Raw genomic sequence first — 12734 nt, 5'->3', positions numbered from 1 at the left:
GCAATAATTATTGAGGGAAGAGGAAAAATATGACTGGTTCAATTTTACTTGATACTATTTTGAATGAATATGCTGATCAATTGGGGATGACTACTCCAGTGGAGAAAGATAGTGTTTTTGAAATATTTGCAGCTGAGCAATTATTAAAACAAAAAGATTTGGATAGTGAAGAAATTAGAAATGGACTTATAGGAGGCGGCAAGGATAACGGGATAGATGGTTTTTATATTTTTGTGGACGATGAGTACATATCTTCGTATGAACAATTAGAACATATTAAAAAAGCAAAAAATATTGAAGTCCATATACATCAATATAAAAATTCAAATACTATTGAAGAGAATGTGGTGCATAAGTTCAATACCGCTACATCATCAATATTTGATCTTGAAACAGTTTTTTCTCCTGTGAGTTGGAATACTGATTTAATAGAAAGAATTCATGGGTTACGTAAAATTATTATTCAAACTGCATCAGCACATCCAGTATATAAAATTATATACAGACACATTTGCAAAGGGGATAGATTTAATATATATAATGATGATGCCCCAAATGAATCGTATATTGATAAAGTAAGGATTTTACAAACAACTTTAGCTAGGACTGATATAGGTAGTGCCTTCTTTGATTTTGACTTGGTAGGTCGTAGAGAATTGGTCGCAATGAATAGGGAAGAAAAGCAATTTTCATTATCATTAAAATTGAATGAAAACCCAATTGCATTGGACTTTTCTGGAGACGATAAACGTGGATATATAGCATCTGCAAATCTAAAGGATTATTTTAATTTTATAACTGATCAAGATAGCTTATTACGAAATTACTTGTTTGATTCAAATATCAGAGATTTCCAAAATAACACAGTAACTAATTCAGAGATTTCTAATACAATTAAAGAAGAAAAGGAATTAGATTTTTGGTGGCTAAATAACGGCGTTACTATTCTTGCAGATAAAGGATCTTTGACTGGTAAGACATTAAATTTAGATAATGTACAGATTGTAAATGGGCTACAAACATCCTATTCGATTTATAATACGTTATCAGAAGGTGAATTTCCGGAAGAAAAACGTTCAGTCTTACTAAAAATAATAATTACAGATAATAAAGTAACCTCGGATAGAGTGATTAAGTCAACAAACTCGCAGAATCCTGTACCGACATCTTTATTACGTGCTACTGATACAATTCAACGTGATATTGAAGAATTCTTTTTATCTCACGATTATTACTACGATAGAAGAAAAAATTATTATAAAAACTTGAAGAAACCGACAAAGAAAATTATTTCGATTAATTTCTTAGCGCAGTGCTTAACAAGTTTAGTGATAACTGAGAAAAATCCTTCTAAAGCGAGATCTAATCCCACAATATTAACTAAAGAGGATACAGATTATCAAGAATTGTTTACAGAATCTAGAGACCCAAATATATATCTGAAAAGTATTCAGGTTGTAAAAAAAGTAGAACAAATAATAAAAGATATTTTAACTATTGAACAAGGTGATGAGCTAGATGAAAAGCTAAAGAAATACTATTTATTCCATATTTCTAGAGTGGCTGTCAGCGTACTTCTTTCAAAACCAAATTATCATGAAAATGAAATGTTGAAAATTACTATTGATTCTCTAAACGAGCAAACTGTTAGAAGGTCATTGGAAATCTTAAAAGCCATTATTAGAGCTTATATAGAAGAGACTACTTATTCAGATATAGTGAATATATCTAAGCAAACAGAGTTTAGTAGATATATTACCTCAAATTATTTAAGGTTTGCACAAGTTAGTATTGTAAATTAATTTAAAATGGTTCTTTTATAATGTATCCTAAAAAGTAAATTGCCCTTGCAGCTATTGAATACTTTGAGATTGTAGGATATATTTCCACCTTTTTGCTACATTAATAAATAATAGGGGTAGGAGTATTATTATTATCACAATGGTAACCAGCATCTAAATATAGAAAAACTGATAGGGTGGCTAATGCTTCCTCTTCAGTTTTTTTACTATGATGGACTATATGCTTCATCATGTTCGCAAACCCCTTATATATCAATGATTTTAAGTTATATATTTAACGATACCGCCAACCAATTCAGAATTCATCGCCATAATTGCGGATAAGATTCGTATAGAAATGGTTGCGAGATAAGCGTTGGTGAAACTGCGTTTGTAGCGTATAGGCTAGCGGAGAATGACCGGTAAACTTATTGTAAATATCGATTATATAACGAAATTAATAGCGCCTTCTAAGACAGTTTATTACAACTGTTTTGGGAGGCGTATTTTTTTATGTCATTAAGTCCGTTTTTAATAGAGATTGACCGTTATATACTCGATTGTTCATATGAGTTTCCAAAAGTGTCTAAAATGGAGGTTGAAAAGTAATTAAGCTAAACAGCTATCGTTTATTTTCTTAAAGATGATGTATTGAAAAATGCTCACAAACCTTGCTACGTAGAGCATTAACTGTTCTAACAGTATCTGACCACATCATTACAGGTGAGGTAACAACTTCTGAAGAAAGTCATACGACATTCAATGATATAATAGTGATTGCACAAAAGCTTACGGAGTAAATATAAAATAAAGAGTGTTAAATAGTTGGGCATTTTCCGAACCGAAGTAATTTGACTAGATATGACAGATTGTCCACTTACACACACGATTAAAACATTTTATTTAATGTGAAATTGTGTAATTTTATTAGTGATTTTGTTGATTCGATATTAAGAGAAAAAGAAGAAGGGGATGGCCGTGTGAAGTTTAATTATAATGATGAAATTGATGAAATGGTTGTTAAAGTTACAGTTCATGAATTTTCCAGATGCACCCTAGCTTTTAACAGCTTTATACATTTAAGTGAAAAAAGTTATAGAGATAATCAATCAACAATAGCTAGTGTTTTACGGTATAATTCGTACGCATTATTTATACAGCATTTATATGAGTACTTAGTAAGTTGTATGAAACGTGATAGAAATAATACAAAGGAAATTCCTAATGATCAAATAGATATTTTAATAAATACTGAAGTGAATAAAATTCTACGTAATATGTGATTATTGATTGACAACAAAATGGCACCAAGTTGGGTAAATGACAGAAGTTATTATCAAGAAGATTGTCCTATTTATTTTGCAACAGATTTTAGACAAATAAGAAATTCGTTATCACACGCGGACTATAGGAGAATAAATGGTGGAAATAGAATTACATTATCTGAATTCTATAAACAATATCATAAATATATAATGTTACTTTATCAAAATGGCCGTGAATTATGGTCTATTCAAAATATAGAAAAAATAGATTTAGGTGATGTTACTGAATTTAACCGTATGATATTTGAATAGTATAAAATAGTGACCAGATCCTTTTTTACTTGGTTTAAACTATATTATGAGTGTTTATAAACTGCAATGATAATCAATAAAAGTGTAGAAAAAGATTTTTGGAACGTTTTTTGCAAGTATATAAATGTTATTTTATATGTTTAGAAGAGATAACGAAATTATTCATGATGTTTAAGATGTGAGTAAGTAGAAATGTATATAATCTATTGCATCAACACAGTGGGAAAGTAGGTGCGAGCCAGGCGATGTATCAAGTGGATCTATAACATCCTAGAAGTCATACAGCATGTAAAAAAGAAGTTGGTGAGTCTAAATATAGTGATTGCTCACCTAAACTCTTTCTGTGAGAAGTATAAAATCAAGAAATATGATTTCCTAGCGATAGCAAATCAAAGAGCATTGAACACATATGGTTGATACAAAAGGGTTTTATTCCGCTCTCTGTAACTTGATATAGCAAGTAATATCAGTTTTTGAATTAGGAGCAGAGTGAGAAAGTACCTACAGCTCGGTATAAGCCATTTAAAGAAGCGTAAAGAGTAATGTTGAATTTAGCTGGCATAATAAAAAACGATTAACAAAAGGCGCGGTTTTACGCCGTATATTTTACGCAAGGTTTCAGCCATACACTGAGCAGGAAGCTAATTTAGAAAACGACCTCTCATAATGCTCTGTAAGCGCTTTTATTAGTACTGGGTACTTAATGTTACTGATGGTCGTTAAAATTGAATAGAGCGTAATCTGAGCGGTTTAGTGATGTTTGAAAACGAAATTAACATGCATGATATTTTCTAAAGCATTTCTGGGACGATGTATTGATTATGAATGGTTTATTAGCATAAGGAAGAAAATGCACACTAAATAAAATGGAATAATAAATACAATACACTGCCTCATAAACTGTAAAAACACACATCAAGCCTGCTTGCGAAAGAGGGCAAATTTCAATTTGCTCTCTTTTGCCATACTGTATCTTATATGTGTATCTTATATATATATATTTATTATATATTACACTCCAAATTTTACTGCACAAATTGGAGGGGAATCTTGCATTTTTTCGTAGCGAAAATGCATAAATTGGAATTAGAGGAAATCTGGTTCTTTATACCTGTTATTTGTAGTGAAAAATTTGCTATATCAAAATACCGTTGGGTCTCCTATTCCGAATAGGAGGCAACATTATTCTTTAACAATGCCTAAATAATAAAAAAAACCGGCATTTGTGTGCAATTTTTTAGTACAACAATATCCCGAGTGATTTACAATTGAGCGATTAAAGAAAAATAGAGGAAACAGATTGTATCTCGATTATGTTCAACATAGAGAAGGAAAAACGATTGTGGCTCCATTTTCAGCAAGGGGAAATGAGAAAGGGTTAATAGCTACTCCATTATACTCGAACGAGGTTAATGACCTGCTGAGACCAGACACTTTTACTATTCCGAATGTATTAAATAGGATAAATAATTTAGGGAACCCATTTAACAATTTTAGAGATGCGGGAACAAAACAGGATTATAAATCCGTTCTTAATCAATTGAATAAACTATAATTTCCACTTTTAAAAAAGGAACGATTGTTCTATAATTAACAAAAACAAGAACATACATTCTATTTTTTTCTGTTGGTTCGAAAAAATGGAGGGACTTAAATGATTAAAAGTAGAGGATTGGCTAAGAAATGGACTGGCATGATGATACCAGAGCACCTGCATCAAATAAAAGAGTGGCAAGATAGCTTAGGGAATGAGTACCCGAAAGAAAAAACGGATTGGGAATGGGAAGAACTACAGCAGACCATTGTAAAAGCATATCAACAAAAACTGCAAGTAGAATTGAAATTGTGGCGTGGTAAATGGATTGAAGACAGAGGAATCATTACAGCATTGCATTCTGGCCACAATGAATTACTATTTGATACAGAAATAAGCGTTAAGCGTATTAAGTATATAGAAATTGATAACGTTAGGGAGATTGAATAATGATTGATCTCCAAGATCGTCAATTAGTTTATGAATTTCTTATGTTGGAATTAGCCATTCGGTCATTACAGCATGATATGGATAATATGAAACATTTAAAATTTGCGGAACTGTATTTTACCCAGCTAGACGGAGTACTAAAAAATTTACAAGCTGATTACCATTGGCGACGCAAAAAGCTAGCGGGAAAGAAAATACGTTTTAACAAATGGGTAAAGGTTGATAAGTATTTTACAGACGCCATCTTAGCTACTAATGGTGAAGATGCAGTAATACGATTTTCTACGCCTGTGCTAAAGCAAAACAGCCAATTGTTAGTAGAACAAAAAATGCTGCCGATAGTCGTTGAAAAATTAGAAAACATACCAAATTGACAGTTTGCCCAATTGTATTTACTTCACATGTTAATTATTGTAAGTTTGTGCAAAGGGAGGTGAGAGAAATGTATGCATTATCAAAATCAATACTATTCAAAAGTAGTGATTACAGAACGGAAGTATACCGCATGGAGTTGTTAAATCACCACGCTATAGTAAATATCCACTTAAATATTTACGGTGTAGCGCCGTATGAAAACTATTCAGCGGATTACGAGGTTATCAGATTAAGCGATGAGCTAACTACAAACGGCACATGTAACGGCATCAATAAGACAAAAGAAGATACTCTTATATTAGTCGAGAAATTCGCAATAAGAGCAATGGAGGACAAAGACCGTTATTGGTCGTGACAACATGGATAATCATAAATAAAGCCTTCCACAATTCAATCTGTGGAGGGCTATTTTTTATTTAACTGGATATTCAATTTCACCTAATACATCGCCAGCAAATCCTTGTCGCGCGATCAATTTAACAGGTGTTTCCGAATCGTCAAGTTCATATGCTATCGCATTTGCAACTGTACCATCTTTTTTAATTGTCTCTAATTGAGTATCTAAAAATGCATCGTCAGGTAGGGAACCTACATTTAATTCATTAATAGCATTAGGATTGTTATCTTGAATTGCTTCAAATACAGCTATCCATGCATTTATTGGGTCAATATCTTTGTCGCTTAAATTTGTTGTATCGTACCAAATCGCAAATACAGGCTTATCACCGTATTCATTACCTTTTTCGCCAACCGGAATCACTTTTGTTTCAGTGATTTTGATTTTTAGGTCGTTTAACTTTGCTTCACCATCTTTAAAATACACATCATTATTTGACGTTTCTTCTTTTTCAGGTTCATTTGCATTTGTACCTGTTTGTGTAGTAACTGGTGCACTATTAGCTTCCTGTTTATCATCACCACATGCAGCTAATAGTAATGCGGATAACGCACCGATATAAAAGAGTTTCTTCATTTTAATACATTCCCTTTCAATTATCAATTTAATTACAGTATTGGCAAAAGTACATAATAAAAAACAGACAACTATTAATCGCTATCTGTTTTTAGTAGTTGTATTACAAAAAGCTGTTCATCGCGCTTTTGACTTCTAGCGTGTAATCTTCATCCTCGTTAAATTTCGGGCTATCGATAATTGTATAGCCAGTAGGATGATTGCCACTTTGCTCTTTTTTCATATCTTCCTCAATTAACCTTTTTACATACTTGCTGAAATTTTGAGGTTTTCCTGTGAGTGGATTTACTCTTTCAGCGTGTTCAACTAGCGCTAATTCGTGTGGATCTCCGGTGTTAAAACTTACGGCTTTATTTTTCCTGTTCATCCAAATGCCCCTTTCGCTATTGCATAAAATCCAGCAGCGTTAGCATAAATCGGACTTAAGAATTTCACCTCACTTCCGATTTTTGATACTGGATTTAAAATATGTGCATTTGGATAATGTTCGGCAATAAGTTGTATAATCCCTTCACTTATCCCTCCACAGACTAATACTCTATCTGATTTGTTCCATTTCAGCCTCGTTGTGTTGCGAATTATTCCACTAGCCAAATTGCCATAATCTTCTTTGTTATTAATTGTTTCAACGCCAAAGTTAAACGTATCGGATGCATTATTTACGTGACGTTTATCTGTAATTGTTGCGGCGTTGACTGTGCCACTTCCAATGTCGATAATTCTAACTACTCCATCAGAGGGGTTACTCCAAAATGCCGCGGAGCCTTCAGCAGCCACCCCGATGTTTTCGATAAAAAATGTCCTTGTTCTTCCGTTTACTTTTACAGTATGTTGACCTTCTAACATACCCTTTATGCGTTTTTTTTCTGTCTCTTTATGTCCTTTAATCGGTTGACCAACTACTATTGCTACACGACCCATACTAGGACTATGTCGTTCTAAATAACGATTAATTGCAAGTAAGACACGGATTTTAGTATCTTGATGTGCTTTACTATCTCCATAAATAGATGCGCTACCGAATTCATCTTCATACAAGGCTATCGTTCCTGCGAAACCCTTCCTTCCGTCGATTTCAAATTCCATATCATCTTCATCGAATTGTTCCTCTATATCACGTTCGAACCATCCACAAACATTTGAGCGGAATTTATCTTCTCCAAATGAACCAAATACTTTTACCCTGTGACTTCCGGCATCGATACCTAAAATCATTTTATCCAACAACATCCTCCTTTGTTTTACAATTGTAGAACAATTTATGGTTAAAGAAGTCATTGTATAACAATTGTTCTAAACTTTATTTTATCGGTTCTTATTCAGAGCACTCCCCCATAACATGTTATAAGCATGGGAATCTATAAAAACTTAGAAATGATTCCATGGGATAAACTCGAAAATTGGAGGGGTACCTTGAATAACGAGGTAGGGGAGCGCAAAAGAAGGTCTGATAAAAAGGTAGATGTTAAGCCAACGATGTCTGTCACTTTAAAACAACAACTTTATGATTTCGCGGAGTTATGCAACGAACCAGTTAAAGATACTGCGGAAAGATTAGTCGTGATGGGTATGATTTCTCCGATAATAATACAAGAGTTTTGTAAATGGCTGCGTAGAAATTACACATACAATAGTTCGATCGCAATTGGATATGCAGAGCGACCGAAATTAAAATTAACTTCACAATCCGAAACAGGGAAAGTGTCAATAAGACTAAAAATAAACGATTACGACAAATTAAGTGAATTAGCTTATGCTTTGGATATAACGCCAACAGCAACAGCTACGATGTTAATCAGATTGACTACAAGAGATCCTGAATTTATGCAGTATTTTATTAATACATTAAACAAAGTTAATGATGATCAAAAGATAAAGGATTATGTATTTAATGTATGGGGAGTTCATATTAAATAAAATAGGAGGGAATGCGTTGTTGGATTTTGATTTAATAAGCTTTACTGGAATGAGTGTAATTGGTTGTTATTTAGCTTTGTATGTATACGATGCGATTAAAGGTATTGTAAATTTTCTTATAGAACCGGATGCATCACCTCTAGATAATCCCTCAAACGATAACGAGGACGAATTCAAATTGATTGTGTAATTACTCAAAATAAAAAGAACGCTCTATAAAAAAGAACGGTCAAAGTGGTAACATTAATGGTAGCAATTCATTTAATTTATACGCTATTTTCAATTTAATATATATAGCATAAATGTAATAATGGAGCGGTTTCGCTAAATAGAAAATAAATAAAATACGCTATTGTTCGACTCCCGCTGTCTACATTGTTAAGATTTCATTTAGTTCTGAAATATTCTGTGACGTAAAGCATAATTTTTCCAAATGGAAAGCTTATGCTTTATTTTTTACGAAAATTTTATGGTTGATTATTAGAAAAAATCCTATATCAATGTATTTTATTCTTTAAACTTATAAAGGCGATATAGTCTTTAAATTAGGGTTGATAATAAACTTTTATTAAAGATTGATTAAAAACATCGCTCCCATAGAGATTTTATTGTAGAGAGATGAATTTTTTATTGGATATTTATGTTAATGTTACTATAAAGATTGTGAAGAAATGTACTTAAACTCCCATGAAAGAACTTAATCATCTTTCATTTTCTGTGGTGAAGTGCTGATTTTTGCGCTTCATGGATGGCTAACGGGGGCTTTACTTGAAGTTCATTGAGTTGCATATGCAACTCTTCTTTTCTTTATTGAACTAATGCGGCAGTTTAGTTGAACAAGGGATAGTAAGATATATGATTAAATTGTAATAAAAAGGAGAGAAATAATTATGAAGTTTTATATTGCATCTAGCCTAAAAAAATATAGAACAGATTAGATATGTTAGAATGAACAGTATGAAACTATTATAGGAGAGTCCTAAAATGATAAAGAAAAAGAACTATTTAATCTTACTTTTAACAACCATCTTTATAGTTGGTTGTACTAACGTAGAAGATGCATCCGTTACAGATAAAGAAACAGATTTACAAGAAGTAACAACAAATAATAGTGAAACAGAAAAAACTACGGTAACTGAAAATTCAGTATCAGAAAAAACATCAACTCAATCAAAAGATGAACTGTTCAAAGGATACAAACTGCTTGAAGTTGATGGTGGCGATTTGTCAGGACATCGCGAACCTAACATCGTCGTTGACATTGGCTTTGGGGACCGAAATTATTATGCATTCACGAATGAGGCAGGGCAATTGGTTCGTGTCATTGCTGACGAAATTGTTCTACAAGATGATCGTACCGAACCCGTAACATCATCTGGCAGATACTACGCTGATGAAGCAAAAGTACCTGGTGTCGAGAGAGCAGATTTAGATGAGGGACATATTATTGCAGATTCTCTTGGTGGGGTATCAAACGCTTATAATATTACGCCACAAGATAGTACGCTTAACCGACATGGTGATCAAGCATATATGGAAGACGCTATTCGTAAAGCTGGTGGAGCTACTAATTTCGAAGCAATTATCACATATCCTAATACGGAAACGCAGATTCCTTCAAGTTATCAGTATACCTATACAATAAACGGTAATGTCATTACGGATTCTTTTGAAAATGTGAATCCAGATGAAGTAAATGAATCTCTTGGACTAACCGGAAATAATGAGTCCGAGTCCAAATCAGCAAGATCTTCAACAAATGAAGGTGAGCTTTCTAGTGTTGATACAAATGGAAATGGTATCGTGACAATTGCAGAAGCAAAAGCAGCTGGTTTCAATATGCCAATAACCAATAAACACTGGTTGTACAAATATATGCAAGATCGTGATAATGACGGTATGGTAGGTGAATAAGCCCCTAGAGCTTTGAGTCAAAATAAATGAACGAAAGAAGATTTTCCTCGTTGGCCGATTTATAGCAATTTGCAAATGGGTGATTGTACAGGAATAACTGAAGTTAATGGTCATATCATCTATAAAATTTGTACAGTGAAAATATAATTATTTTCACTAACGTGGAGCTTTACTTGAAGAACGTTGAGTTGCTTAGGCAGCTCTTTTTTCTTATTGAGCTATCGGAGCAGGTTAGTTGAAGAACAAACTCTAACTGTTTCAAAAAAAGGGGGGGTATTCATTGCATCCAGCTGAACTAATTGAATTGAGCATAGTCGGTGGGATTTTACTTGTTATTCTATTAGTTTCTCTTATTTTGAAAGGAAAATGGAGAAAAATTATTCAAGGATTGGCTATTTTACTTATGTTGTCTTTTGGTATTTTTTATTTTGTACGTCCATATTGGATTGATATGCAAATTGAAAAAAAAGTAGGTTATATACAGATACATTTGGAAGAACAGTACCCTGGGGAAACGTGGGAATATAGTACAGTGCCTCATCGTGTGGACGGCTATAAACACCTGAATCCATATTATATAGGCGTAATATTTGATACTGAACCACTAGTGGAATATAAATATTTCGCCCGTAATAAAAGTGATATTATCCAACAAGGGTGGGAAACATCTGATTTACAAAGTGACCTAATACATTTAGAAGGTTTAGGAGAGTAATTACTGGTTATTATAAGTTTCATCTTCTCTTATTGATTTGATTATTAATCTTCATTATGTTCTTAATGATCTTCAACTAACGGGGTGCTTTAGTTTAATAAGAATAGGACTTGTGTTTATGATAAATTTCCATATATGCATGTCCTTTTGTTATGACTAGATTAAAGTCGATCCAGGAGCGTTAATAAAGTTGACGATGTAAAACAATTACAGTAAGAGAAAGGGATAGCGTAGCTAGCGGGCGTTTTAAGAGAACGTGGTTTAGGAAGAAAGTGAGATGAGGTACATCAACATAACAGCATAATGGCTGTTATAGATATGCTTTAATAAAATAAATTAAATTACAAAAGCAGCATCAAAAAAAGAATGCTGCCACGTGTAAATCATCTTAATTATTTTGTTGAAATATATACACCATCATCAAAAGTAATATTTGCACCTAGTACTTCACTTACAAAACGTAAAGGCACCATAGTTGTCCCTTTATAAATTTCAGCTGCTTGATTTAAATTAATTGTAGTTGTAACGCCGTTCGATTCAACATAAGCTTTTTTATTCCCAATTCCGATGACAATTTTTTTACCGTCTTTGTGTGCAGTCACAGTTTTTGTTACATTGTCGTAATTAAGAGTTGCACCTAGTGATTCAAAAATAGGTTTCATAGGAACTAAAGTTGTTCCGTTCTTCAAATAAGCACTTGGATTGTAATATTGCTTTGTATTATTGATATATACATCTACAGTTGTAAGCACTTGTTTTGGTGTACTTTTATATGTTGGTTTTTTGTAATTTGTATTGGTAGAAGTTGATGCCTCACTACCTCCATTATGATAATGATAACCTGAGCAAAGGCCTTTTGCCTGTGACTTTGCAGAGCAGTTATGACCTCCATTACTATCGGTACGACCTGAGTGTGCATCAACACTTAATGATGACACCATAAATAAAGATAACATTGTAATAATTAAAACTAATTTCTTCATAATAACCTCCTGTTTTCAAAGTATGGAATTATTATACAATTAATCTGTGTTTGTTTAAATAACTTTATTGTTAATATTAGGTTTCATTTGATTTTGTTACCTTTCACGTACTTCTTGATAGTCGTGATAAATCAGTATTGATAACAGTATCACCATCAAGCAATCTATTCAGTTCTTGTCGTTCCTTTTTAGTACCCCTGACGCGTTTACAAACATTCGAGATTATACTGCATTGTTACAGTTGGAGACGGATGATCGGAAGAAGATAAATACTGAACGTTTTGGCGGACGTTTTTAGTGTGATTAATATAGAAACGATCTTTGTTGGTACATTGACCGATGGCAGGCGAAAGAAGCACGAAGTTAGCATAGATAAATTGATAAGAACTGCATTGAAGATATTCAAGATTAAGGCTATGTGAGAGAAATTTTGTAGCGATTTTATTAGTGAGTACACTGCGCTTCTTTTTTTCTGAAGTATGAGTTATAATGAAATTTACATAGATTTAATAAGA

Annotated in this window: 15 protein-coding genes and 2 pseudogenes; 11 read left to right on the top strand and 6 right to left on the bottom strand. The window is 32.9% G+C overall.

What is annotated here, in order from left to right:
- The first annotated feature begins 29 nt into the window (after positions 1–29).
- The gene (locus O7776_RS10440; protein WP_274307017.1) at positions 30–1802 is read left to right on the top strand and encodes an AIPR family protein; all 1773 of its coding nucleotides are present in this window, start codon (positions 30–32) and stop codon (positions 1800–1802) included.
- Positions 1803–1902: 100 nt separating this feature from the next.
- Here the strand turns inward: O7776_RS10440 and O7776_RS10435 are convergent, their stop codons facing one another.
- Positions 1903–2034 carry a hypothetical protein gene (locus O7776_RS10435; RefSeq protein ID WP_274307016.1) on the bottom strand — a complete coding sequence of 44 codons (132 nt, stop codon included), beginning with the start codon at positions 2032–2034 and terminating at the stop codon, positions 1903–1905.
- 424 nt (positions 2035–2458) lie between these two features.
- On the opposite strand from O7776_RS10435, the pseudogene O7776_RS10430 reads away from it, so the two are divergent.
- The 6 genes and pseudogenes from O7776_RS10430 to O7776_RS10405 form a co-directional block, all read left to right on the top strand.
- Positions 2459–2581, top strand: a pseudogene (locus O7776_RS10430) (hypothetical protein); the annotation flags it as partial.
- A gap of 501 nt (positions 2582–3082) precedes the next feature.
- Entirely contained in the window at positions 3083–3358 is a 276-nt protein-coding gene (locus O7776_RS10425; protein ID WP_274307015.1) for a hypothetical protein, read from the top strand.
- Positions 3359–4625: 1267 nt separating this feature from the next.
- Positions 4626–4913: a non-homologous end-joining DNA ligase LigD gene (gene ligD, locus O7776_RS10420; protein ID WP_337999470.1), complete on the top strand. Its 288-nt coding sequence runs from the start codon at positions 4626–4628 to the stop codon at positions 4911–4913.
- Between the two features lie 99 nt (positions 4914–5012).
- Positions 5013–5342 carry a YolD-like family protein gene (locus O7776_RS10415; protein WP_274307014.1) on the top strand — a complete coding sequence of 110 codons (330 nt, stop codon included), beginning with the start codon at positions 5013–5015 and terminating at the stop codon, positions 5340–5342.
- Entirely contained in the window at positions 5342–5716 is a 375-nt protein-coding gene (locus O7776_RS10410) for a YhjD family protein (RefSeq protein ID WP_274307013.1), read from the top strand. Before O7776_RS10415 ends, O7776_RS10410 begins: the two co-directional genes overlap by 1 nt.
- A 68-nt stretch (positions 5717–5784) precedes the next feature.
- Complete coding sequence (locus O7776_RS10405) at positions 5785–6072, top strand: hypothetical protein (RefSeq protein ID WP_274307012.1); 288 nt, start codon at positions 5785–5787, stop codon at positions 6070–6072.
- A 57-nt stretch (positions 6073–6129) separates the two neighbouring features.
- On the opposite strand, the gene O7776_RS10400 is transcribed toward O7776_RS10405, so the two are convergent.
- The 3 genes from O7776_RS10400 to O7776_RS10390 form a co-directional block, all read right to left on the bottom strand.
- Complete coding sequence (locus O7776_RS10400) at positions 6130–6690, bottom strand: DUF5067 domain-containing protein (RefSeq protein ID WP_274307011.1); 561 nt, start codon at positions 6688–6690, stop codon at positions 6130–6132.
- A 103-nt stretch (positions 6691–6793) separates the two neighbouring features.
- The gene (locus O7776_RS10395) at positions 6794–7057 is read right to left on the bottom strand and encodes a hypothetical protein (RefSeq protein ID WP_274307010.1); all 264 of its coding nucleotides are present in this window, start codon (positions 7055–7057) and stop codon (positions 6794–6796) included.
- Positions 7054–7920 (bottom strand): ParM/StbA family protein, encoded by an 867-nt coding sequence (locus O7776_RS10390; RefSeq protein WP_274307009.1) that lies wholly within the window; start codon positions 7918–7920, stop codon positions 7054–7056. Before O7776_RS10390 ends, O7776_RS10395 begins: the two co-directional genes overlap by 4 nt.
- A gap of 183 nt (positions 7921–8103) precedes the next feature.
- Between O7776_RS10390 and O7776_RS10385 the strand changes: the two genes are divergently transcribed.
- The 4 genes from O7776_RS10385 (at position 8104) to O7776_RS10370 (ending at position 11236) form a co-directional block, all read left to right on the top strand.
- On the top strand, positions 8104–8607 hold the full coding sequence (locus O7776_RS10385) for a hypothetical protein (RefSeq protein WP_274307008.1): 504 nt from the start codon (positions 8104–8106) through the stop codon (positions 8605–8607).
- A 16-nt stretch (positions 8608–8623) separates the two neighbouring features.
- A complete protein-coding gene (locus O7776_RS10380) occupies positions 8624–8797 on the top strand; it encodes a hypothetical protein (protein WP_274307007.1) in 174 nt (57 codons plus the stop codon).
- Between the two features lie 794 nt (positions 8798–9591).
- Positions 9592–10521 (top strand): DNA/RNA non-specific endonuclease, encoded by a 930-nt coding sequence (locus tag O7776_RS10375; RefSeq protein ID WP_274307006.1) that lies wholly within the window; start codon positions 9592–9594, stop codon positions 10519–10521.
- 280 nt (positions 10522–10801) lie between these two features.
- On the top strand, positions 10802–11236 hold the full coding sequence (locus tag O7776_RS10370) for a hypothetical protein (RefSeq protein ID WP_274307005.1): 435 nt from the start codon (positions 10802–10804) through the stop codon (positions 11234–11236).
- Between the two features lie 392 nt (positions 11237–11628).
- Here O7776_RS10370 and O7776_RS10365 read toward each other — a convergent pair whose 3' ends face one another.
- Positions 11629–12219 (bottom strand): copper amine oxidase N-terminal domain-containing protein, encoded by a 591-nt coding sequence (locus tag O7776_RS10365; RefSeq protein ID WP_274307004.1) that lies wholly within the window; start codon positions 12217–12219, stop codon positions 11629–11631.
- 106 nt (positions 12220–12325) lie between these two features.
- Positions 12326–12427: pseudogene (locus tag O7776_RS20350) on the bottom strand (recombinase family protein); the annotation flags it as partial.
- Positions 12428–12734 lie beyond the last annotated feature (307 nt).

Origin of the sequence: Solibacillus daqui, from assembly GCF_028747805.1 — a bacterium.
Taxonomy (GTDB): domain Bacteria; phylum Bacillota; class Bacilli; order Bacillales_A; family Planococcaceae; genus Solibacillus; species Solibacillus daqui.
Note: the sequence above shows the minus strand (reverse complement) of the source record. Positions and strands in the feature narration are given on the sequence as shown.

Coding starts and splice junctions, on each gene's coding strand:
- O7776_RS10440 (WP_274307017.1), top strand. CDS start 30: ATGACTGGTTCAATTTTACTTGATACTATTTTGAATGAATATGCTGAT.
- O7776_RS10425 (WP_274307015.1), top strand. CDS start 3,083: ATGGCACCAAGTTGGGTAAATGACAGAAGTTATTATCAAGAAGATTGT.
- O7776_RS10375 (WP_274307006.1), top strand. CDS start 9,592: ATGATAAAGAAAAAGAACTATTTAATCTTACTTTTAACAACCATCTTT.
- O7776_RS10405 (WP_274307012.1), top strand. CDS start 5,785: ATGTATGCATTATCAAAATCAATACTATTCAAAAGTAGTGATTACAGA.
- O7776_RS10395 (WP_274307010.1), bottom strand. CDS start 7,057: ATGAACAGGAAAAATAAAGCCGTAAGTTTTAACACCGGAGATCCACAC.
- O7776_RS10435 (WP_274307016.1), bottom strand. CDS start 2,034: ATGATGAAGCATATAGTCCATCATAGTAAAAAAACTGAAGAGGAAGCA.
- O7776_RS10400 (WP_274307011.1), bottom strand. CDS start 6,690: ATGAAGAAACTCTTTTATATCGGTGCGTTATCCGCATTACTATTAGCT.
- O7776_RS10390 (WP_274307009.1), bottom strand. CDS start 7,920: ATGTTGTTGGATAAAATGATTTTAGGTATCGATGCCGGAAGTCACAGG.
- O7776_RS10365 (WP_274307004.1), bottom strand. CDS start 12,219: ATGAAGAAATTAGTTTTAATTATTACAATGTTATCTTTATTTATGGTG.
- O7776_RS10415 (WP_274307014.1), top strand. CDS start 5,013: ATGATTAAAAGTAGAGGATTGGCTAAGAAATGGACTGGCATGATGATA.
- O7776_RS10410 (WP_274307013.1), top strand. CDS start 5,342: ATGATTGATCTCCAAGATCGTCAATTAGTTTATGAATTTCTTATGTTG.